Origin of the sequence: Streptomyces gelaticus, assembly GCF_014649535.1 — a bacterium.
Lineage (GTDB): Bacteria > Actinomycetota > Actinomycetes > Streptomycetales > Streptomycetaceae > Streptomyces > Streptomyces gelaticus.
The window spans coordinates 1-21,364 of record NZ_BMTF01000035.1 but is presented as its reverse complement, the minus strand read 5'-3'; the positions used below and the strand labels follow the sequence as shown (position 1 = coordinate 21,364).

Here is a 21,364-nt window from a genome sequence, read left to right as displayed (position 1 = left end):
GCGGGCTGCCCGGCGGGGGTGCCCGTCGCTGTTCAGTCCCCGGCCCGTATCAGCCCGCTCTCGTAGGCGAAGATGACCGCGTGGATACGGTCGCGGAGGCCGAGTTTGGCCAGGACGCGGCCGAGGTGGGTCTTGACGGTTGTCTCCCCGACGAAGAGACGGTCGGCGATCTCGCCGTTGGCCAGTCCCCGGGCGACCAGGGCGAGAACTTCTCGTTCCCGCTCGGTGAGCGCGGCCAGGCGGCTGCGCTGGGCGGGCGCGGATGCGGGGGCTTGCAGGACGAAGCGCTCGACCAGGCGTCGGGTGAGCGAGGGCGCCACCATGACCTCGCCCCGCAGCACCGCCCGGACGGTCACCAGGATCTCCTCGGCGGGGGCGTCCTTGACGAGGAAGCCGCTCGCTCCGGCACGCAGGGCAGCGTAGGCGTACTCGTCGAGGTCGAAGGTGGTGACGACGAGGATCCGGGGGCCATGGGGCTGCGCGCAGAGGTGTTCGGTCGCGGCGAGCCCGTCCAGACCGGGCATGCGTACGTCCATCAGGACGAGGTCCGGCTCCAGCGCGGCCACGGCCGAGATCGCCGCTTCGCCGTCGGCGGCCTCGCCCACCACGGTGAGGTCGGGCTGGCTGTCGATGACCATGCGCAGTCCCATCCGGATCAGCTCCTGGTCGTCGCAGATCAGCACCCGGGACGATGACGGGGCGGGAGCGGGTGGCGGGGTCGGGCCGGTCATGGGCTCGCCGGGGTGGGCACGGTGGGGCGCAGGGTGGCGGTGACCCGGTAGCCGCCGCCGGGTGTGGGCCCGGCGTCGACGCTCCCGCCGTACAGGGCGGTGCGTTCGCGCATGCCGGTGAGTCCGTGACCGGAGGAGAGCAGCGGGGCGGGACCCTCTGGGGCGGCTCCCCCTCCGGCTCCGGCCGAATTCTCCACCCGGACACGCACCAGCCGCCCGGGGCCCTCGGTACCGGTGTCGACCCGTACGTGGATCGTGGCGTCCGGCGGCGCGTGCTTGACGAAGTTGGTGAGCGCCTCCTGCACGATGCGGTACGTCTGCCAGGTGAGATCCGCCGGAAGGCCGACAGGCTCTCCGCGAAGGTCCAGCCGGGCGCGCGTGCCGCTCGTGTTGAGGCGCCCGACCAGCCGCCGCAGATCGACCGCGAGGGACTCGGCGGCCCTGCCGATATCGGGGCCGGGTCCGGGGTCGCCGACTGAGGCGCCCGCGTCCGGGGCGCGCAGCACCGCCAGTAGTCGGCGCAGTTCGTTCAGGGCCTCACGGCCGGTCGCGCTGATGACGCCGAGGGTGCGGTCGACGACAGTGGGGTCGGCATGCCGCATCAGCCTGCCGCCCTCGGCGTTCAGCACCATCACGCTCACACTGTGCGCGAGGACGTCGTGGATCTCGCGGGCGATGCGCGCCCGCTCATCGGCGACGGCGACCCGGGCCAGGGCGAGGCGCTCCGACTCGGCCAGTACGATCCGCCGCTCGAACTCGGCGACATAGGCGCGCCGGGCACGGACGTACTCGCCGAACACCCAGGCCCCGGCCAGCAGGAGCCCCACCGCGAGCGGAGTGAGCCAGGCACCGCGGGCGCCCGGGCCCCCGTAGTCCCGCTGCCATGCGGGAATCCACAGCAGTACGCAGACAGTGGCGCAGACCACCGTCGCCGCGGCGGCGCGGCGCAGGCCACGCACCGTGAGGGTGGCCAGGACCGCGGCCAGGGCGACGGCGCCGCGTCCCGGTTCTTGCCCCCACACCTGTCCGAGGTACTGCGCCCAGAACGCGGACGTCACCAGGGCCGCGACGAGCACCGGCCGGCGGCGGCGCCACAGCAGGGGCAGCACCAGGGTCATGTACACGCCCGTCTGTACCCAGACCGGCCGCCAGTCGGGCTGCGGGCGGATCACAGGGGGCATGGCCACCAGCACGACCAGCAGCAGGTCCGTCAGCCACGGATGTCCGCGCCGCAGGCGGGGCAGGGTCTCGATCAGCCGTTGCATCGCCTCACGCTACGGCCGGGGCCCGCTCCCCGGCATCGTCCTGGGGGGCGTCACGGGGTCCTCCCGCAGTCGTACAGACACCGGCCGGGGATACGACGTGCGGTCACCCGGGGCGCTTCCAGCATGGTCGCCATGTCGATCACCACCGAGTTCCTCAGACGGCCCCTCATGACCGGCGCCGTGGCGGCCAGTTCACAGCGGCTGGCGTACGCGATGACCGAGGGCATCGGCCTGGAGCATGCCCGGCTCGTTGCCGAACTCGGCCCGGGTACCGGGGTGTTCACCGATGCGATCCTCGCCCGGCTCGCACCCGACGCACGGCTCGTCGCGGTCGAGCTGAACCCGGTACTCGCCGCCCGGCTGTCGGCCGGTCGGCGCGACACACGGCTGACCGTCATCCAGGGCTCGGCCACCGAGCTGGCCGCCGCGGTGGGCAAACCGGTCGACGCGGTGATATCCGGGCTGCCCTGGACGGTCATGCCGCAGGACCGGCGCGGGTGCATCCTGGATGCCGTGACCGAAGTTCTCGCGCCCGGTGGCCGGTTCACCACCTTCGCCTATCTGCACGCGGCCTGGACCCCGCCCGCTCGCCACTTCACCGCCGAGCTGGCCTGCCGTTTCGACCGGCTGGAGCGGTCGAAGGTGGTGTGGGCGAACCTCCCGCCCGCCTTCGTGCACCGGGCCGCTCGCAGGCCATGACCGCGAGCGGACAGGTGAGTACCTGAGGAGGCCCGGTGGACCGCGTCGAGGCGGCCGTAACGGCACCGCGTGAAGGGGCTTTCCTTCACCGTTCACAAGATTTCGGCGGGAGTCCCGGACGCGGCGGAGCGGTTCGCGCAGCCCTGACCCTGCCAGAGGGCAAGACCCGTTGGACGTTGCCGTCAGGATCGCGCAGCTCAATCTCACGTTCCGACGGAGCGTCCTTCGCCTGCACACCGAACTCGGAGGCGATGGTCTCGACGTCACGGATACGGAGGTAGACCAACGTGTCGGGTCGGGCATCGCCCCGGTGCTCCGACAAGAACAACCGCACCCTGTCCCGGGTGACTTCGACGAACGCTGGAAGTCCCGGCGCAGCCGCCGACACCTCATCCCTCAAAGAAGAAGAGCACCTTTCCCTTCCTGCGGCCGGAGCGTCGGTCACCCCCCCGGCGGTGCCCGTTCCGGGTTCGCTTGCGCCAGGTTCGCTCCCGTCGGCTCCGTCACGGTGTCCGCCTCAGCGGCTGTGCAAGCGCGATTACCGTACAGCCGTCCGTCGAAACCAGCGGGACCATTCATCCCCCTCGCCGGAGAACAGCCGTGCCGTCCGCGCACGCATGGCATCCATGTCTGCTGCCGCGTGCTGCGAATTGGCACGCTGCGCGGCCTCGGCCTCGGAACCTCCGCCCATGCGAACAGTTCAGCAACCCTCCGCGCGTCCCGCTCGCAGCCGACCGCCTGCACCCGCGCACGGTTGGCACCGTCGGGGGAGTGCTGCGGGCCGGTCACCGGGGAGGCGTCGTACCACTCCAAACGCGCCGCACAGTCAACGGCCGCCCCCTCAGCCTTGTACCAGGCGGGCGGCCATACGTTCCTTGGCCGCAGGCCACTCTCGGGCAAGGATCGAGAAGTACACCGTGTCGCGCCAGGTACCGTCCGGTCGTCGGTGATGACGGCGCAAGACCCCTTCGCGGTGCGCACCGAGACGCGCGATGGCTGCCTGCGAGCGGTGATTGAGATGATCGGTCTTCAACTGCACGCGCCCCATGCCCAGATCTTCGAAAGCATGGGTGAGGAGAAGCAGCTTCGACTCGGTATTGACCGTGGTGCGCCAGTACGCGCGCCCGTACCAGGTCCAGCCGATCTCCAGCCGTTCGTTGGCCACGTCGATGTCCATGTACGTGGTCCAGCCGATGGCCTGGCCGCTCGCACGGTGGATGACTGCGAAGGGAACGTACTCACCACGCCCGGCGCCCTCCAACAGCATGGCGAGCTTGCCGCCCAACTCCTCCTGGGTCTGCGGTGCCGGCCCGCCCTGCCACCTCCACACCTCCTCGTCACGGCCTCCCGCCGCGAACAGCTCGCCGAGATGATCCATCGTCAACGGCTCCAGGCGTACGTGGCGGCTGGTGAGCGTGACGTGCAGGGGAAATGAGGCAGGCATGACGTGGAATGTATCTGGATGTTTCACTAGGAGCAAATGAATTCTGCACTAGTGCAATCAGGTGCGCGGATGACGTCGACAGCGGGTGCCTCTGGGTATGCGCGAGGTGACGGGCGCGTCCGACGTGGAGCAGGGCGGTGCTCTTCCCCGTTGCTGCGGGGCCGGTGACCATCAGCGAGGGGCGGGCGGTGGTCCCCTGATGGCGTCCCTCGCCGAGGCCACGCCCTATCGCAGGCTGAAGTCTGTGGGCAGCTCGGTCGAGCCGTCCAGGAGCCGGAACCGCAGGCGGCAGATGACCGCGTCTGTTTCGTGCCGGACAGCGTGGGCGACGACCGCACCACGTTGGTTCTGCAGCAGCCGTTGCCACAGTTGGGCCGGTTCGACTTCGGGGATGAGCACGGTGATCCGCACGCTTGGATCGGTGGACGCGACCTTCCGTACGTACGCGGCGACCGGGCGGCCGACCGCGCGGCGGTCAGAGGTGATCCGGACCAGGGGGACACCCGGATTCCACAGTGCCCAGTCCCGCTCCAGCGCCTCCGTCTGTTCCCGGTCCTCGGGGTCCGGGTGGCAGACCGTCACCGCGTGGACCTCGTCACCGAGGGATACCGCCGCGGTGAGGGCCTCGCTGGTGAGCCGGGTGAGGGACGAGACCGGAACCACGATCAGCGAGCGGTCGCGGTGTGGGGGATCCGGAACGCGGCCGACGCCCAGCCGTTCACCGATCCTGGTGTAGGCGCGGTGGACGGACTCGAAGCCGGCGACCAGCAGGGGCAGGGTGACGACGATCAGCCAGGCGCCGTCGTGGAACTTGGTGGCCGTGACAACGACCGCGCTGACGCCTGTCAGGAGCGCGCCCAGACCGTTCAGCAGAGCCTTGCCCGCCCATTTGCTGCCGCGGACTGCATGCCAGTGGACGACCATGCCGGTCTGGGCGATGGTGAAGCCGACGAACACGCCGATCGCGAACAGCGGGACGAGGGTGTTGGTATCGCCCCCGGAGAGGACCAGGAGCGTGGCGGATACGGCCGCGAGCGTGAAGACCCCGTGGCGGTGGACCTGCCGGTCGGCCTTGAGTCCGAAGACATGCGGCAGGTAGTTGTCGCGGGCCAGCAGCTTGAGCAGCACAGGAAGGCCGCCGAACGACGTGTTGGCGGACAGGGCCAGCAGCACCATCGTGGCGAACTGCACGACATAGAAGGCGAGATTGTGCCCGAAGGACGCTTCGGCGAGCTGTGCCAGCACGGTCACGCCTTCGACCGGCTGCAACCCGAACCGGGAGATCAGCACGGACAGACCGATCAGCATCACACCGAGCAGTGCGCCGAGGGCGACCTCGGCACGCTGTGCGCGGCGGGCGGCCGGGGCACGGAAGGACGGTACGGCGTTGGCGATGGCCTCGACACCGGTGAGCGCCGAACAGCCCGAGGCGAAGGCTTTGAGGAGGAGCAACGCACCGACTGAGGTGGCGTTGGTGCCGAGTACCGACGCGTGGCCGGCGACCGCTTCCGTGCTCACCGGGGCGTCGCGGAACAGGCCGACCACGATGAGAACGAAGATCGCTCCGACGAACACCGTGGTCGGCACGATGAACGCACGCGCCGAGTCCACGATCCCGCGCAGATTCACGGCGGTGATCAGGATCAGTACCGCGAGGCACAGCCACAAGCGACTGCCGTACAGCTCCGGGAACGCGGAGGTCAGCGCTGCCACGCCCGCGGTCACGGCGACGGCCACGTTCAGGACGTAGTCCAGAACCAGGGACGCGGCGGCGACCAGGCTGGTGCGGCGGCCCAGATGTGTTCTGGCGACCGCGTAACTTCCTCCACCGTCCGGAAATGCTGCGATGACCTGGCGGTACGAGGCGACGAGCACCGCCAGCAGCAGGGCGATCGCCACGGTGACGGGGAGCGTGAAGCCGAGCCCGTAACCACCCGCGGCTGCCAGGACAAGGACGATGGCCTCCGGCCCGTACGCCACCGACGCCATCGCGTCGAGCGACAGGGCGGCCAGCCCCGTAACGGTCGTGAGCTTGTGACGGGCCTCGTCGCCAGGGGGCACCTCGGCGCTCGGTGCTGCGCTGGGCCCTGAGCTGAGAACGGACATGGGGTAGAGAGCTCCTCCGTGCAAGGGTTCGCTCAGCGTGCGCCTGTTCTCGGCCGGCCGGATCGGGTGCTGGCGCGTTCTTGGCGCAGCATGCCGGTCTTTTCCCGAGTTCTTGACGGCGATGGTCAGGACGACGTCAAAGCTGCCCCGAACTGCATCAGCGATTCGTCAACGTGCGTGGGGTGCTCGGCCGGGCACTCCGGCGTCCGCAGCGCGGGACGGCAACTCTTCCCATGGCCCGCCATTCGCGCCAAGCCGACCGAGCGGCTGCAGACCGGCGATCGCTAGACGGTCAGTGGCCGAAAAACTTTTCATCGGGACAACCGACCGCCTTCCAGGCATTTCTGGATCAGAACGAGATCCTCCGACCGAAGTCCCGGCGAACCCTCGGTAGCTGAGCCCGACCATCCAAGATCCCCCAGAGCCAAGGTGAGACGGCGAGGGCATAGGTCCGCCCCGATCCTCCGTGCCGTTAGACGCATCGGCGCCGTCAGTGAAACCGCCGCCCGATGGGATTAGATGTGATCGCATGTATCGAAAGTTGCTTACCTGGCAACAGGCTTGATCATTGCCCCATTGTGAGATCCTCGCGGAGGGTGATGTGCTTGTGATTGCAAGTTGTTCGGGGGTAGCGTCAAGACATGTCCACAGAGCAGACGAACGACCAACCGCCCGTGACCGAGGCAGCCACGGCGATCGAGTCACTTCCTCTGCTGGAGGAGCTGGCCGCGGGCGGCGGGCGCCTCGGAGTGCCTGCGGAGGTGGCCCACAGCCACCTCTTCTTCTGGATCACCCAGGTCGCGGGGAGGCGGGACCGGCTGCTGGCCCAGGAGTTCCGGGCCTTCGGCGTGCGCGTGGCGGAGTGGCGGGTGCTGCTGTCGGTCGCGGTCCGGCCGGGGATCTCTCTGAAGGAGACCGCAGAGCACGCCATGGTCGACCCCACCACGCTCAGCCGCACCGTGGACGGCATGACCCGCTCCGGATGGCTCACCCGCAGCGCGGACCCGGCCGATCTGCGGATCACCCGGCTGGAACTGACCGATGCCGGCCGGGGCCTGCTGGAGCGGCTGTGGCCGGTTACCGACCGGATCAACCAGCAGGCCTGCGCGGGGCTGCCGGACGGCGCGGCGCAGCTGATGTGCCGCGGCCTGCGTGAGGTGATGCGGGACCTGGGGCAGGTGGCGCCGTCGCCCCGCAGGTGACGGCCGCCGGCCTCCGCGCGGACGGCAGGACGACGACAGTACGACGGCGAGGAGAAGAGCGATGAGCAGGCAGTTCACCGAGCTGGACATGAGCCACAATCGTGTCCCGTTCGACTGGGAGAGTCGCAAGCAGTCGCTGGAGATCCCATTCCCGATCGAGGAGTACCACGCGCGCGTAGCCGCCGTGCGCGCGCGGATGGCCGAGACCGGCCTGGACGCCCTGGTTATCCACGGCGCCCCGGGCTGGCTCAACGGCGACGTGCGGTGGATATCCAACTTTCTGACCGTGATCGGCAACACCGTCGTGGTGCTTCCTGCCGACGGGCCGCTGATGCTGACCACCGACTCGATCCTGCACTCGGCACCGATGCACTCCTTCGTCCACCACACCTGGATCACCGACGTCCGGCCGGGCGACCTGCCGGGCACGGTGGTGGACCCGCAGGAGGTCGGCGGTCACGTGCGCGATTTCCTCCTGGAGCGGGGCCTGGACGGTGCGCGCATCGGCGTGGTCGGCGGGCGCTTCATCCCGGCGGCTGTCGTGGACGAGATCCGCGCTGCACTGCCGGACGCTGAACTCGCCGACGCCCAGCTGCTGTTCTGGCAGGCCAAGCAGATCAAGAGCCCGCGCGAGATCGAGCTCATCGAGCACGCGGGCCGGGCCACCGCAGCGGGCTTGGAAGCGGCCATGGAACTGGCTCGCCCGGGCGTGACGGAGCTGGAACTGTCCGCAGCCGCGCACGAGGCGATGGCGGCTGACGCGGATTGGATAGGCCACTGCATGATCGCGGGCGGCCCGCGTTCCGGACTCAAACACCTCTACCCGACCCCGCGCCGGATCGAGGACGGCGACCTTGTCTTCATGGACATGGGCGTCCACTACCAGGGCTACTTCACTGACACCGCCCGCACCCTGTGCGCCGGCACCGTCGGGCGGCGCCAGAGAGAGGTCCTGCAGTGCGGACTGGACATGTTCGAAGCCGCTCTCGCCGAGACCCGCCCGGGCGTGCGGGTCGCCGACCTGCAGGACCTCGCCCAGGGCATCGCCGAGGAAGCCGGCTACGGCGCCTACTACTGGCCCACCGGCTTCGGGCACGGCATCGGCACCAACGTCGCTGAACTGCCCAGCCTGCACTGGAAGAGCGAGACAGTCCTGCAGCCCGGGCACGTGTTCGCCCTCGAACCGATGATCGTCATCCAGGGCCTCGGCTGCGGCGTGATGGAGGACCAGATCCTCGTGACCGACACTGGCGCCCGCTCCCTGACCCCTGCCCGCAAGAAGACCTGGTAGACCAGCACTCGGCTTGACCGTGTCGAGGATCTCGGAATTGCCCGGTGCGGGCAATTCCGAGTGCACCAGCCTGATCAGCGGACATGCTCAGAACAGTGCTAGGCCCTCGCCGCTGGTGTCCGCGATGACGGGCCGGAACTGGGCAGGGAGGCCGTCCAAGCGGTCAGGGCCGGCCGCGGCGGCCACGGCAGGGGCCGACTCGGCCAACCAGACACGAAACCGCTCGGCGGCTTCGCGGTAGGGGACTCGCGCCAGGACACGATGCTCGCCGGAGGGGCAGAAGTCGACGGCGACAGTGAGCAGGCAGGAACGGGGCGCGTTCTGACTGCCCGTCCAGGACACGCGCAGGACACCGCAAGGCTTGCGACCGCGGGGCGCGCGGTGGGTCGGGCGCAGCGATCGGCAGGCTATGTGGGCGGTCCATGCGGCGAGGTGCGGCAGGGGCAGGGTGGTGCGTGCGCGGCAGCCGGGGCAGCGGTGCCAGTGGGGAAGCCAGTTGTCGGCGTCGGTGTGGAAGAGGCGTGTGTAGCGGTTCGCCACGCGGATGTCGTTGCTGTACAGGTGGTCGGGGCGTTCCTGTGTGTTGCAGGACTGGCAGACGGGGGCGCGGACATAGCTGTGCTCGTGGCAGTGGTCGAGAACTGTGGCGGGCGCGGTGCGGCAGACGGCGCACGCCCACCCGGCCACCCTGCGGGAGGTGCCGGGCTTCCTGCTGAGCACCGAGTACAGCTGGCCTTCCAGCTCCCCGTTGTACGGGCGCAGTGAGGTGGCGGGGCCCTCGGGGCTCGTCGTCCGCCGACCGTCGGCGTCTCGGGCCTGCCGGAGGTGGGAGGGCGGCTCGGTGGCGGCTGGGCTTGCCTGGCGGGTCCGCGCGGCTTGCACCCACTGCGTTTCGGAGTGCTCGGCCGCGTCGAGCAGCTTCACCACGGCGCGCGGCAGCCACCACGTCCGCCGCGTCCCGTCGCGGGTCTGTTCCACGACTATCTGTCGCCAGTCGATCCCCGCCAGGTGGTACGGCCGGCCGACTTTACGTCGTGCTGCCCGCTCGGGGCCGCCCAGTTCCTGCAGCTCCCTCGTGATGCGCCGGCGCCAACGCAGGGGCGTTTCCTCGTTGCACTCCTGCCTCGGCGTCCCACGAAACGGACCGATGCGGACCAGGTCCTGCCGATCCATCCCAACCGCGTTCAGTTCCGCGGCAGCCCGGCACACCTCAACCTCCGGAACCCCCCACTGCCCGCCGCTCGCCCTCACCGTCGCCACCACACAGCCGCCGAGCAGGACGTACCCCACCCGGGCATGGGCAGGAGAGCGGGTGAATGCTCCAGAAGCCGTCGGCACAGCACTGTCGGCCGTCAAATCGACCCACAGAGCGTCCGCGGCCCCCAGGGTGATCAGGCCGTCCGTGCGACCGGGCATGACATGCTCTGACATACCGACAGGCTAACCGTCTGCAACGCGGCAACGGGTCTCCAAGCGCCTCGGTCAGCCGGGCCGCCGCCCACAACTCCTTGTTTCTGAGCAGCTGGTTCGTCAGCACCTCCCGTGCCGGGAGCCTCACCATCAGAACGTCAAGGATCGGGCAAGTCGCCCTCGCGTATCAGCGGTCCCTGAGCCCGGACGAATTGAGCAACGGAAGCCGGATACCGTGCTGCGCCTCCGGCGCGAGCCCCTCAGCGTACACAGACCCTAGTCGGACGGTTTGGTGATCGCGTCCTTCAGGATCTGGACGGCTGTGTTCTCGGTCGGTGCCGGCCGGCCGGAGAGGCGATGGACCATGACCCAAGTGCCGTTCTCCAAGGCGCCGGCGAAGACGGAGGCGCCCCGGGTGGCGCCGTTGTGTCAGCGCAGGCGCCCTGATGTCTGCCAGGTCAGTGCGGGTTCACCCAGCTTTCGTTCGACGAGCAGCTCGGTCACCAGACGCGCCGCTTCGCGTGGGGTGGCCCACATCCCTCCGGCGGGCAGGATCGCGCCATTCATGGTCCAGGGGCGCAGAGGCCGGCCCAGGAACCCGCGTCCACTGAGCCGTCTGGCCGACGGCGGGTTCGAGGTCACCTCGGTGATGTTCAGGGGAGTGAGCACGTGACGGTTCAGCAGCTCTTCGTACGGTGCGCCCGCCGCAGCGGAGAGTGCCGCGCCGAGGACGGCGTAGCTGAGGTTGGAGTACTCCGCTTCTCCACCCGGAGGTCTTGCGGTGAAGGTGTCGAGGCGTTCCAGGATGGCGTTCAGGGCTTCGAAGTCGAAGTCGGCGTACGGGTCGAGTCGTCGTAGACGCGGCGGAACCCGGGGCAGCGCGGCGGTGTGTTCCGCGAGGTGCCGCAGGGTGATGCCGGTCCCGGCAGGTATGCGGAGGAACTGGTCGAGCGGGTTGTCGAGTTGGAGCGCGCCCGCTTCAGCCAGCCGGGCGAGCAGGGTTCCGGTGAGCGGCTTGGTCGGCGAGCCGATCTGGACGAAGCGGTCGAGGCCGTGGCCGTGGCTGATCTGGGGGGCGTGGTTGCTGCTGAGATGGGTACCGGGGACATGGCGCGCCTTCAGCCTGTGATGCGGGGCAGTGCGCAGGCCGCTGTACCGCCCGGCATGCGATGTCGGTTCCTGGCCTCCGTTCGGTGGACGACGTGCGCTGCCAGGCTGATAGGGGCAAGCCGCGGGCAGCGCCCTGCCAGCCGGTATCTGCGGGCGGGGGAGGAGTCGAGAAATTCGGCCAGCGCGGGGGCTCCGTCGTAGAGCGCCTGGCCCCCGTCGAACAGCAGAACTTCTCTGTTCAGGCGCCCCAGGCGGGCCTGGATCAGTTCCGGTGGGAGGGCCTGCCAGGCGACGGCTCGACGCGCTGGTCCTTGGGCATGCACCACCACGGTCAGTGCAGAGCGTCCGACCTCGCCTGGCCTTGCGGACGAGGACCCCGATCCCGATCTCGACGAGCTGCCCCTGAGCGGTGGAACGGGCCTGTGAACCCCACGTGGGTCAGCGCGATGTCGCACCCGCGTAGTCCGGCTCGGTCTCAGCCGCCAGGCTGCCGCGGTTGCCGACGAACCAGCCGATCGTCAGCAGCACCGCCCAGACCACGCCGACGTACAGCGAGATCCGGCCATCGGGGTCCATCGCTGTCAGCACCGTGACGAAGGCGAGGAAGGTCAGCGCGATCCAGCTGCACACCGTGCCGCCGGGCGCCGGAAAGGAAGAGGCCGGCAGCAGCCCCTTGAGCACCTTGGCGCGGTAGCGGATGTGGCTGAGCAGGATCATCGCCCAGGTCCAGATGGCTGCCGCGGTTGCGACCGACATGACGTACCCGAACGCCTTCTCCGGCACGAGGTAGTTGAGCATCACGCCGATCGACATCACGATCACCGACGCTGTGATGCCCGCGGCCGGGACCTTCCGCCCGTTCAGTTTGCCGAAGATCTTCGGCGCCTCGGAGTTCGCCGCAAGGTCGCGCAGCATGCGGCCGGTGGAGTACATGCCCGAGTTGCAGGACGACAGGGCTGCCGTCAGCACGACGAAGTTCACGATGCCGGCCGCCAGCGGGATGCCGATCTTGTCGAAGGCCGCCACGAACGGGCTCACGCCGGCGTGGAATTCCGTCCACTTCACGACCGACAGGATCACGATCAGCGAGCCGACGTAGAAGACGATGATGCGCCACGGGAGGGTGTTGATCGCCTTCGGGAGGGTCTTCTCCGGGTTCTCGGACTCGCCCGCCGTGACGCCGACCAGCTCGACAGCAAGGTACGCAAACATCACGCCCTGTAGCGTCATCAGGCTGGATCCGATGCCGTTCGGGAAGATGCCGTCGTGCGACCACAGGTTACTCACCGTGGCGGTGTCGCCGGCCTGCGAGAATCCCAGCGTCAGCACGCCCGCGCCAATGACGATCATGCCTATGATGGCCGTCACCTTGACCATCGAGAACCAGAACTCCAGCTCACCGAAGATCTTCACCGAGATCAGGTTGACGCCGAAGAGCACCACCAGGAAGGCAAGCGCGCTGGTCCACTGCGGGATGCCCGGGAACCAGTAGTTGATGTAAATGGCCGCTGCGGTCAGCTCGGTCATGCCGGTGACGGCCCACATCAGCCAGTACGTCCATCCGGTCACGTAGCCGAAGAACGGGCCCAGGAACTCGCGGGCGTACTCCGCGAACGAGCCCGAGACCGGGCGGTACAGGAGCAGCTCACCGAGCGCCCGCATGATGAAAAAGATGATCACGCCCGCGAGCGCGTACATCAGGATGAGGCTGGTACCGGCCTTCTCGATGTTCTTGCCGGCTCCCAGGAAGAGTCCGACGCCGATCGCGCCGCCAATGGCGATCATTTGCACCTGGCGGCTGCCGAGTCCACGCTCGTAGCCCTCTGCGGAGGCGTCAGCAGCTGCCGCCTCCGGGATCCTCGGGGTGGTCATATCCGCACCTTTCGCCGTGCACTTGACAAAGTGTTCACACTCTCCGCAGACAAGCTCGAGTTCCTTCGTGATACGCCCGTGCACATTCGTGTCGGCCGGGATGGACCAGCGGCACGTGAGCGAGAACCGTGCGGCCTGACGCGTGTGCGCCGGCGATGGATCAGCGCGCCATCCGGTCACGGGCCCACCAGTCGGATGGTGGGGGCGCCAGGCTGTGTCGTCGGTCGGGTGGTTGCTGATCAGCTGGTCGATAACGTGGCGGCGAGTTCGTAGTTCGTCTCGGGGGCGCCAGTCGCTCAGAGCGCGCCCTTGATGGTTCAGCGGGGCGTGCGCCGCCATCGCGCCATCCCGGCACCGCTGTGTGCTGCTGTCGACGAAGCGAGCGAGGAAGCGGGGAAGGCGCGCACTTGCCGACGGCGCCACGTACACCGGCGAAGAGGGGATGCCGAGCCGTGGAGCGTGCCCCCATGCCGGCGCCGACGACGGCCGCACGCCGCGGGGGCCGATCACTCATCACCTTCGCCATGGCCTCCATGATGAGGTGAGCCCTCATCACAATTGAATGTCGGATTCCGCTACTTTTGGCACCCTGGATTGTTCCGAGAGTACATTCCTGAAGCATGGTTACGGCTTATCGCATCTTTGAGAGCTTTGGCCCGGGTGTAGCCACGACGCTGGTTGCGGGACGGCCGGTGGAAGTGACCGGGCTCCACGTGTACGGCGACCCGACCGGCGCGACGGTGGGTGGCGCGCTCGTTCTCGCCACCGGAGCTCTCACGGCAGAGACTCAGCTCGAGGTGATGGACAGCGCCACTGAACGGCAGGCGGCGGGTGTTCTGCTGCGTGGCCCTGTCGGCGATCGGGTGCGGCAATGGGCCGTTGATGGCCACCTCGCCTTGGGGGAGCTGGCCGAGGATGTCGGCTGGGTACAGTTCATCTCGATGGCCGATGCCATGCTCCAGCAAGTCCACGCGCCACTCGACAACGCCCACGACGCGCACCAACGGATCTTCCGACTCAGTGACGACGTCGCGGAGCTGCTGGCCGCCCCCATCACGGTGGAGGACCTCCGGAGCCAAGTAGTGGCCTACTCGGCTTTTGGAGAGACGGCCGATCAAGTACGAATGGACAGCATCCTGGGGCGCGCGGTACCAGACAGAATCGTGACGCAGTTGCGCGCAGCAGGCACCTTCCGCCGCCTTGCAGTGAGTCATGAGCCGTTCAAGGTCGAAATCGAGGATCCCAGCTTCCTGACACGTCTGGTTGTCCCCATCCGCGTCGGCCCCGAGGTCATCGGCTCGGTCTGGGCAATCCACAACGGTGAGCTGACGCCACAGAAGCGGCAGCGCCTTCTCGACATGGCACGTTCCCTGGGATTGCTGCTCGTTCGACTGCGTGCGCACGACGAGCTCTCCAGCCGTTACACCGCGGACCGGATCCGTGAGGCGTTCCGCAGACCCGTTGACAGCTCCTCGACCGAGCCCCTGGTCCTGCCCGCTCGAGAAGTCCGGGTGGCGGCGCTGGGCCGCTTGAACGGCACGAGCGCACAGAATGACCTCGCCGTATGGCGCACCGTTTTCCGACGCCACGCTTGGGCCGATCCGATCCTCACCGACATGGAGGGGTTGGTGTTCGCGATCCTCACAGATGGTGACGGACCGGGTAGCTGGACCTGGGCCCGCTCCCTGAGCTTGAACGGGCGGATCGGGCAGGTCGGCGCAAGTCGCCCTACCTCTTCGGCGACGGCTCTACCTGCCAGGAACCGGGAGGCCCTCGAAGTGCTGGGCACCGGCGTGGCTCTGGAGCGCCCGGCCGTCAGCTACGAAGAGGTTTGGGCCCAAGTGGTCATCCGCCGGACCCACGCCAGCCTGTCTAGTGACCTGATCCACGACCTCAGCAGGCTGGATGACAAGGGCCGCGATCGGCAGGTGCTGGCCTCCACCTTGCTGACCTGGCTGATGAACTGGGGCGACTACAACCGTGCCGCGCGAATCCTGCGGCTCCACCCCAATACCGTGCGACAACGAATGCGCCGGATCGAGCAGCTCATCCACAGAGTGGACCTGTCGGATCCCGAACAGCGACTGGCCGTGACCCTGGTGCTGCAGGCACATCTCCATCGTGACGAGCCAGCCCAGACGGAGCCGGACAACACGGTTACAGGCTGATGCTCATGCCACTGAACCGCCCGTCGACCGGCCCCGGTCGACCCCAAAGGCAAGGAGATGGTCACCTGGCTCGTCGCCGGACGCTGCGAGGCATGCGGCCGAATCGACGTGGTGGAGTCCACGACATCGCCAAGCTCGCTGATCTCGGACGATCGGGCGACCGGCCGCCGTGGGCAGAGCTCATGGCCGCACGGAAGCGCAAGGACGTTGGATGCCGCGGGCGCGGCACGCCTCCTCGGGCTGATGGCAGGACCGTGGCGGGTGGTCGCCGTCGGCGTGCGCTGCGAGGATGCCCACGAGGCCGAGACGCAGCGCCTCACAGTACGGGAACGGCTGTCCCGGTTCCCCGGGTCACGTCTGCGCTCACCCGCAGCCGATATCGGCGGCGTGGTCTACAGCATTGTGGCTGCCGAGGTGGTGACTACCACTTCCGGACGCCGGCCCGACTGGCTTTTTACGAGGTCGGCGAGACCACCGGCCGGGCAACACCGCTCATCGCCGTGGGCGGGCTCGCGGCCTCGATTCCGGAACTTGCCGCCTCCCGGGAGCAGGCCGACGACACGCTCGGGCTGCTCACGGCAGGCCTGGTCGCGAAATCCCAGGCTGTCCACGACGACGTATGGGCCGAGGTGGTCCTCCGCCGCATGGCCCTGGCCACCTCAACCGCCCGGACCACGGACATCGGACCTCTGCGACGACTCATGGATCACGACCGCGAGTGCCGCACCAGTTATGTGCCGACGTTGGAGGCCTGGCTGGAGGAGATGGGCGACCTGAAGGCTGCCGCCGCCCGGCTGCACGTCCACCCGAACACGCTCCGCCACCGGATGCGCCGCCTGCAGGAAATCGTGGAGCTGCGGTTGGACAGCCCAGAGGTCCGGTCCGCGCTGCTCCTTCAGCTCACGGCCCTCCGCTACGGCACGGAGGGCACCCCGCGCGCCGAGGTGGACCACCGCGCCTGACCGCCCGAGTGAGGGGTAATCGCCAAGAAGCGAACAGCCCCTTACCGCGCCCGGCAGATCCACTGACGCGTTGTTCCGGCCGCACTCCCGGCCGCCCAAGAACAGTGCAGTTCACACGATGACGGCGGGTTCTCCCCATCGACACCATGGCTCCACTCCATAACCCAGCCGGGCATCGGTGGATTCACTGGAAGGACGATGGTGTGAAGATCAGCAGTTCTCACGCGGCCAACAGCCGCGAGGTCATCAGTCGCGCGCACCGGGTTCACGAAGAACCCGCGCTTGTGGAGGCTCGGATCGATCTGACGGCGATCCGAGCCAACACGACTCGGCTGCGCGATGCGGCAGGTTCCGCCGAAGTGATGGCCGTGGTGAAAGCCGACGGCTACGGGCACGGCATGATCGCCTGCGCCCGCACGGCACTGGCCGGCGGCGCCACGTGGATCGGCGTCGCACGTATGCACGAAGCATTGGCGCTGCGCGCAGCGGGGATCGGCAGCCGGATCCTCGCCTGGCTGCTGGGCCCCGGTGACGACTGGGCTTCCGCCGTTGCCGCCGGGATCGAACTGTCGGCCGGAGATCCCTGGGCGGTCGAGGCCGCGACCCGGGCGGCACCGGCTGCGGGCCGGCCGGGCCTGCTGCACCTGAAGATCGACACCGGGCTGGGCCGCGGCGGCGCCTCCCCCGCCCACTGGCCCGCGCTGCTGGAGGCGGCTTCACGTGCGGAGGCATCCGGGCATGTCCGGGTCGTTGGGATCTGGTCCCATCTCGCCCACGCCGATTCCCCTGGCCACCCCGAGTCCGACCGGCAGGTGGAACACTTCCGCGACGCGGTCGAGCTCGCACGGAAGGCGGGCCTTCGTCCCGAAGTTCTCCACCTGGCCAACTCGGCAGCCACCCTCAACCTTCCGCAGACCCACTTCGACCTCGTGCGCCCCGGGCTCGCGCTCTTCGGACTGAGCCCGGTGCCGGAGGTGGCCGAGCCGGCGGCCCTGGGGCTGCGTCCGGCGATGACGCTCACCGCCCGGCTGGTCTCCGTCAAGCGCGTCCCCGCCGGGTACGGAGTCTCCTACAATCACCGCTACCGCACCTCCCGTGAGACCACGCTCGGTCTGATCCCGCTGGGGTACGCCGACGGCGTACCCCGGCACGCCTCCGGTGCCGGTCCGCTCCTCGCCGTCGGCCGCCAGCGCACGGTGGCAGGCACGGTCTGCATGGACCAGTTCGTCGTCGACCTCGGCGACGACACGGCCGCAGTCGGCGACGAGATCGTGCTCTTCGGCCCCGGAGACCACGGGGAGCCCGGTGCCGAGGACTGGGCACGTGCTGCCGGAACCCTCTCCTACGAGATCGTCACCCGCATCGGTGCGCGTGTACCGCGCACGTACACCGGTGGTTCCGACCCGGAAGAACTCTGACGCCGACCCGTTCACCGTCCCCGCGGACAGCCTCCGTCATGACTCACCACATCGAGCCGTCCTTCCTTCAGGGCCGTCCATGACGCTTCCTCATCCGGCACGGACAACTTCGATTGCGGCCCGCAATTGCTGAAGCCGCCCCAAGACCGTGGCCGCAGAGGGCGGCGGCGATTCCGAGAAAGGCCAGAAAGTTGCCTGGTTTGCGCTCGTAGCGGTGGTTGAGTGGGCGGTAGCCGGTCAGCCAGGACCTCGGGTCGGCCGCGCGGTGAGGTGCTCGCCGCGGTGCCCGGCCGGACATGGCGCCTGAAGTACTTCGATTTCAATATCGGAAGGTCACCCACCCAGTTGGTCTCGGTCGCCCATCGCATCTTCGCTCGCTGCTCATCCTGCAGCGCAGCTCGTTCGGTACTCCTTGCCCGGCTCACGTCAATGGACTGAGCTTTTCCACCGGTTTCCCGGAGGTTCATGAAACTGATCCGATCAGTCACATAGCGGCGTTGGAATGCGCATGGACCATCCACTCAGCCCCTGGGTGTTCCCGGTGCCGGAGCCGGTGGCCAACGACCGTTCGACCTCTGTCGTCCACTGCGCCGAAGGATGTACACGGGGGTCGTCCGCGCGCACGACGCCCCTGACTGGTGGCCGGGCGAGCCTGGAAAGCACACGGGGTTGTCGATAGGAGTCGGCCCCACCGTCACCAGGAGCACTGTGACCGAGCTGCACATACGACAACCCGCACCCGCACTCTCACCCGCGCCCACGGCCGCCGGGGCCATGGGCCGCGCGTTGGCCGGCGGCCTGATCATGGCGGTGGCGCTCGGTGCCGGCAACGGCCTCGGAGCCGTACTGGCGGACGCCACCGGAGCCAGTGGCCTGGCCGCCCGGCTGATCCCTGCGGCCCTCGTCACCGTCGTGGCCGTGCCGTTCGTCCTGCGCCTGTCACACCCCCGGACGGTCGGCTTCGGCAGTCCGGGTGCGAGCCTACGGTCGTTCCTCACCGGCGTTGGGGTGACGGCCGCGGCAGCAGCGCTGGTCCTGGGCGCGGGCACAGCCGTGGGGTTACTCATCTGGCAGCAACTGGACCTCCTCACCCTGGCCGGCTTTCTCGTCACCAACGCCGTCGTCGCGTTCCTGCTCGAAGCCCTGCCCGAGGAGGCGACACTGCGCGGCTACACGTGGACATCGCTGCGCAGACGGTTCGGGCCCGTACTGGCGGCGCTCGGCACCACGGCGGTCTTCCTGCTCGTACCCGGCACCTCGACGCTGGTGACGGTCGGCATCGCCCGGCTGGCCGGTGACGAGCCGGGCCGCACGGGCAGTGTCCCGGAGGGGCAGCACCCGGTCGACTACCTCATTCTCCTGACGGTCTTCGGCCTGACCTTGATCGCCGCCCGTGCGGGCGTGGGTCACGCCCCGCTGTGGGCGGCGATCGGCACGCACCTGACCGTGCTGACGGTGAACCGCATCATGCTGCAGGGCGAGGAGCGCGACGCGGGCGTGATGGTGGTGCAGGCGTCCGGTGACGCGGTGCTGCTCGTTCCGCTGTACCTGGTGGTTGCCGCGATCGCATTCCTGACTTGCCGCCGGGTCACGCGTCGGCACACGCCAGGCGAAAAGCAGCAGCGGTGATGTCTTTTGTGCTGGACGCCGTGATCATTCGAGGCGACCGAGGATCGCAATGCGGGGGTCTACTGGTGTGATCGCCCGCCTGACCAACTGTCGCCGGTTTCCTGAGGAACCCGGCCAGTCGGTGACCGATTGTGATCGCCAGCAGCGGAACGCTCGGGCCCCTGGCCTCGTTGCGGAGCCAGGTGGTGGTCTTGTTGTGGTAGCCGAGCGAGTCCGCTACGACGGCGCGGGATTCGGCATGGGGCCGGAGAACAGCTGCGCATGGGGGTGTTAACTTCCTTCCCGTGGCAGAGCACCAGGATGAGACCAGGGCGGCCTACGACGGGGTCGTCGAGTTGTATGCGTCGATGTTCGCTGATCGACTGGAGACGCGTCCGTTCGCGCGGAACATGATTGGCACCTTCGCCGAGCTGGTGCGTGGGACGGGGAATCCGCGGGTGGCCGACGTCGGCTGCGGGCCCGGACATGTGACAGCCATGCTGCACGACCTGGGGCTGGATGCAGTCGGGCTCGACCTCTCCCCAGCCATGGTCGACCACGCCCGGCAGGCCCATCCGGCGCTGCAGTTCGACGAGGCGCGGATGGAGGCCCTCCCAGTTGAGGACGGCGCGCTCGGGGGAGTGCTGTCCCACTACTCGATGATCCACACGCCTCCTGGGGAACTACCCGCGCTGCTCGCCGAGCAGGCGCGTGTCCTGGCACCAGGGGGCCTGCTCCTGGTCTCGTTCTTCGCGACCGACGCGCCCGAGCCGGTCCGCTTCGACCACAAGGTGACGCCCGCCTATAGCTGGCCGGCGGACCGGTTCGCCGAGCTGCTGGCCGGGGCCGGGCTCGTCACATTCGCCCGGCTGCTCCACGATCCGGCCTCTGAGCGGGGCTTCCTCGACGCCCACTTGCTGGCCCGCCTCCGCTAGAGCACATGGCCTTCTGCTGAGGCCTTGGTACTGGTGGGTTGGCCGGCTGCGGGCCGTGGAGCGCGCCGCCGGAGCAGCCCGCCTCGCCGGTGGCCGTTGCTCTTGGCCGCATCCCGGGCAGGTTCTTCGTATCCGGACGGCGCGGTCCGAGCAGGTCCAGCAGACGTATCCGTCCGGCCGGCTGTCGGCCTTGTGCCTGCGGCGGCCGCAGCGGCAGCACTCGGCCTTGTACCAGCGTTCGCACTGTTCGTCGGTGGCGTAGGTGCGGGTCATGCGTCGGGCAGGATGCGGGCGGCGCGGGGCCGCAGCTTCGCGACGTTCGCGGGCGGGGCCGGCAGGTCGGCGGTGGCGGTCTTACGGACTCCGGCGTTCTCGGCGGTGGTGGTCACCGGGTCGGCCGGGGTGCAGGACAGGATGTCGCAGAGCGCGGCCATGACCTGCAAACGACAGGCGTTCCGGGGTGCCGGAAACCAGGCGGTGGACCTGGGAGGCGGACAGGCCGATGCCGCGTTCGCGCAGCAGCGGTACCAGTTCGGTGGCCGTGAAGATCTGGTGCTGGGCCATGACGTCGCGCGGCCGCCAGGTGTAGCCGACCTTGCGTTTCATGCTTGCCTCCCGGTCCGGGTCTGGAGGGCGGCGGTGATGGTGTAGCGCGGCCCGGATCCTCCATGAGGGTGACGTGGTAGTGGCCGTCCTCGTAGGGGTACCGGGCAGCGGGCGATGTGGGCGTTGATCACTTCAACGGGGTCGTTCGGCCTCCTGGCGCCTATGGTGGGCCGTGTGTCAAGCAGCGACTCGCCGGTACTTCCCACCCGCCGCAGGGGGTGAGCAGGCGTCAGAAGATCACCTGCAAGGGCTAATTCACTTTCAATCTCCCCTGCTCGTTAGAACTTTGACGACTGTTCAGCTTCTTTCCGGGGTGGTGTGGCGGGTTTCCGCAGACCCGATCGGCCCATCAAATCAGGGGTTCCGATTTGCTCGATATGACAGCAATAGGGGGTGTGAGTACGTTCGATCATGCACCGGCTGTCACAGCGGGACTGTCTCTGAGACCGAGAAGGAGAAAAAGCGACATGATCATGAACCGTTCCCACGCGATCGCGGCGGCCGTCGCGGCCGCCGCGGCACTGACCGCGACCGGCA

The 21,364-nt window shown here is 68.7% G+C and carries 17 protein-coding genes and 2 pseudogenes; 8 read left to right on the top strand and 11 right to left on the bottom strand.

All coding sequences use genetic code 11. The annotated features are described in order from the left end of the window. Nucleotides 1-32 precede the first annotated feature (32 nt). Nucleotides 33-731 carry a response regulator gene (locus IE107_RS31715; RefSeq protein WP_189547807.1) on the bottom strand — a complete coding sequence of 233 codons (699 nt, stop codon included), beginning with the start codon at nt 729-731 and terminating at the stop codon, nt 33-35. Further along, the gene (locus IE107_RS31710; protein ID WP_189547806.1) at nt 728-1,996 is read right to left on the bottom strand and encodes a sensor histidine kinase; all 1,269 of its coding nucleotides are present in this window, start codon (nt 1,994-1,996) and stop codon (nt 728-730) included. The genes IE107_RS31715 and IE107_RS31710 overlap by 4 nt, the downstream gene beginning before the upstream one ends. Nucleotides 1,997-2,128: 132 nt before the next feature. Here IE107_RS31710 and IE107_RS31705 point away from each other — a divergent pair, with 132 nt between their 5' ends. Continuing rightward, complete coding sequence (locus tag IE107_RS31705; RefSeq protein ID WP_189547805.1) at nt 2,129-2,695, top strand: class I SAM-dependent methyltransferase; 567 nt, start codon at nt 2,129-2,131, stop codon at nt 2,693-2,695. Between the two features lie 85 nt (nt 2,696-2,780). Here IE107_RS31705 and IE107_RS35470 read toward each other — a convergent pair. The 3 genes and pseudogenes from IE107_RS35470 to IE107_RS31695 all read right to left on the bottom strand — a co-directional run. After that, nucleotides 2,781-3,068, bottom strand: a pseudogene (locus tag IE107_RS35470) (VOC family protein); the annotation flags it as partial. A 468-nt stretch (nt 3,069-3,536) separates the two neighbouring features. Then, on the bottom strand, nt 3,537-4,139 hold the full coding sequence (locus tag IE107_RS31700; protein WP_189547832.1) for a GNAT family N-acetyltransferase: 603 nt from the start codon (nt 4,137-4,139) through the stop codon (nt 3,537-3,539). 225 nt (nt 4,140-4,364) lie between these two features. Then, entirely contained in the window at nt 4,365-6,245 is a 1,881-nt protein-coding gene (locus IE107_RS31695) for an APC family permease (protein ID WP_189547804.1), read from the bottom strand. Nucleotides 6,246-6,886: 641 nt separating this feature from the next. Between IE107_RS31695 and IE107_RS31690 the strand changes: the two genes are divergently transcribed. Continuing rightward, a complete protein-coding gene (locus IE107_RS31690; RefSeq protein ID WP_189547803.1) occupies nt 6,887-7,447 on the top strand; it encodes a MarR family winged helix-turn-helix transcriptional regulator in 561 nt (186 codons plus the stop codon). Nucleotides 7,448-7,508: 61 nt separating this feature from the next. Beyond that, nucleotides 7,509-8,738: a M24 family metallopeptidase gene (locus IE107_RS31685; protein WP_189547802.1), complete on the top strand. Its 1,230-nt coding sequence runs from the start codon at nt 7,509-7,511 to the stop codon at nt 8,736-8,738. 87 nt (nt 8,739-8,825) lie between these two features. On the opposite strand, the gene IE107_RS31680 is transcribed toward IE107_RS31685, so the two are convergent. The 3 genes from IE107_RS31680 to IE107_RS31665 all read right to left on the bottom strand — a co-directional run bounded on the left by IE107_RS31680 (nt 8,826) and on the right by IE107_RS31665 (nt 13,130). Continuing rightward, entirely contained in the window at nt 8,826-10,169 is a 1,344-nt protein-coding gene (locus IE107_RS31680; protein WP_189547801.1) for an endonuclease domain-containing protein, read from the bottom strand. Between the two features lie 408 nt (nt 10,170-10,577). After that, nucleotides 10,578-11,180 carry a serine hydrolase domain-containing protein gene (locus IE107_RS31670; RefSeq protein WP_268246628.1) on the bottom strand — a complete coding sequence of 201 codons (603 nt, stop codon included), beginning with the start codon at nt 11,178-11,180 and terminating at the stop codon, nt 10,578-10,580. Between the two features lie 516 nt (nt 11,181-11,696). Then, nucleotides 11,697-13,130: an amino acid permease gene (locus tag IE107_RS31665; RefSeq protein ID WP_189547830.1), complete on the bottom strand. Its 1,434-nt coding sequence runs from the start codon at nt 13,128-13,130 to the stop codon at nt 11,697-11,699. Nucleotides 13,131-13,750: 620 nt separating this feature from the next. Between IE107_RS31665 and IE107_RS31660 the strand changes: the two genes are divergently transcribed. The 3 genes from IE107_RS31660 to alr all read left to right on the top strand — a co-directional run bounded on the left by IE107_RS31660 (nt 13,751) and on the right by alr (nt 17,678). Beyond that, nucleotides 13,751-15,298, top strand: coding sequence for a PucR family transcriptional regulator (locus IE107_RS31660; RefSeq protein WP_189547800.1), 1,548 nt, complete (start codon nt 13,751-13,753; stop codon nt 15,296-15,298). A 500-nt stretch (nt 15,299-15,798) separates the two neighbouring features. Beyond that, nucleotides 15,799-16,260 (top strand): PucR family transcriptional regulator, encoded by a 462-nt coding sequence (locus IE107_RS31655; RefSeq protein ID WP_189547799.1) that lies wholly within the window; start codon nt 15,799-15,801, stop codon nt 16,258-16,260. 245 nt (nt 16,261-16,505) lie between these two features. After that, a complete protein-coding gene (alr, locus tag IE107_RS31650; protein ID WP_373302544.1) occupies nt 16,506-17,678 on the top strand; it encodes an alanine racemase in 1,173 nt (390 codons plus the stop codon). Between the two features lie 67 nt (nt 17,679-17,745). On the opposite strand, the pseudogene IE107_RS35465 reads toward alr, so the two are convergent. Further along, nucleotides 17,746-17,925: pseudogene (locus IE107_RS35465) on the bottom strand (hypothetical protein); the annotation flags it as partial. 461 nt (nt 17,926-18,386) lie between these two features. Here IE107_RS35465 and IE107_RS31640 point away from each other — a divergent pair. Both IE107_RS31640 and IE107_RS31635 read left to right on the top strand, forming a co-directional pair. Beyond that, nucleotides 18,387-19,307, top strand: a complete 921-nt coding sequence (locus tag IE107_RS31640) for a CPBP family glutamic-type intramembrane protease (RefSeq protein ID WP_229867397.1) — start codon at nt 18,387-18,389, stop codon at nt 19,305-19,307. A 284-nt stretch (nt 19,308-19,591) separates the two neighbouring features. Then, the gene (locus IE107_RS31635; protein ID WP_189547796.1) at nt 19,592-20,221 is read left to right on the top strand and encodes a class I SAM-dependent methyltransferase; all 630 of its coding nucleotides are present in this window, start codon (nt 19,592-19,594) and stop codon (nt 20,219-20,221) included. 269 nt (nt 20,222-20,490) lie between these two features. Here the strand turns inward: IE107_RS31635 and IE107_RS35460 are convergent, their stop codons facing one another. After that, on the bottom strand, nt 20,491-20,655 hold the full coding sequence (locus tag IE107_RS35460; RefSeq protein ID WP_229867413.1) for a hypothetical protein: 165 nt from the start codon (nt 20,653-20,655) through the stop codon (nt 20,491-20,493). After that, nucleotides 20,576-20,785 carry a helix-turn-helix domain-containing protein gene (locus IE107_RS35455; RefSeq protein ID WP_229867409.1) on the bottom strand — a complete coding sequence of 70 codons (210 nt, stop codon included), beginning with the start codon at nt 20,783-20,785 and terminating at the stop codon, nt 20,576-20,578. Before IE107_RS35455 ends, IE107_RS35460 begins: the two co-directional genes overlap by 80 nt. Nucleotides 20,786-21,364: the final 579 nt, after the last annotated feature.

Coding starts and splice junctions, on each gene's coding strand:
- IE107_RS31715 (WP_189547807.1), bottom strand. CDS start 731: ATGACCGGCCCGACCCCGCCACCCGCTCCCGCCCCGTCATCGTCCCGG.
- IE107_RS31710 (WP_189547806.1), bottom strand. CDS start 1,996: ATGCAACGGCTGATCGAGACCCTGCCCCGCCTGCGGCGCGGACATCCG.
- IE107_RS31705 (WP_189547805.1), top strand. CDS start 2,129: ATGTCGATCACCACCGAGTTCCTCAGACGGCCCCTCATGACCGGCGCC.
- IE107_RS31700 (WP_189547832.1), bottom strand. CDS start 4,139: ATGCCTGCCTCATTTCCCCTGCACGTCACGCTCACCAGCCGCCACGTA.
- IE107_RS31695 (WP_189547804.1), bottom strand. CDS start 6,245: ATGTCCGTTCTCAGCTCAGGGCCCAGCGCAGCACCGAGCGCCGAGGTG.
- IE107_RS31690 (WP_189547803.1), top strand. CDS start 6,887: ATGTCCACAGAGCAGACGAACGACCAACCGCCCGTGACCGAGGCAGCC.
- IE107_RS31685 (WP_189547802.1), top strand. CDS start 7,509: ATGAGCAGGCAGTTCACCGAGCTGGACATGAGCCACAATCGTGTCCCG.
- IE107_RS31680 (WP_189547801.1), bottom strand. CDS start 10,169: ATGTCAGAGCATGTCATGCCCGGTCGCACGGACGGCCTGATCACCCTG.
- IE107_RS31665 (WP_189547830.1), bottom strand. CDS start 13,130: ATGACCACCCCGAGGATCCCGGAGGCGGCAGCTGCTGACGCCTCCGCA.
- IE107_RS31660 (WP_189547800.1), top strand. CDS start 13,751: ATGGTTACGGCTTATCGCATCTTTGAGAGCTTTGGCCCGGGTGTAGCC.
- IE107_RS35460 (WP_229867413.1), bottom strand. CDS start 20,655: ATGGCCGCGCTCTGCGACATCCTGTCCTGCACCCCGGCCGACCCGGTG.
- IE107_RS35455 (WP_229867409.1), bottom strand. CDS start 20,785: ATGGCCCAGCACCAGATCTTCACGGCCACCGAACTGGTACCGCTGCTG.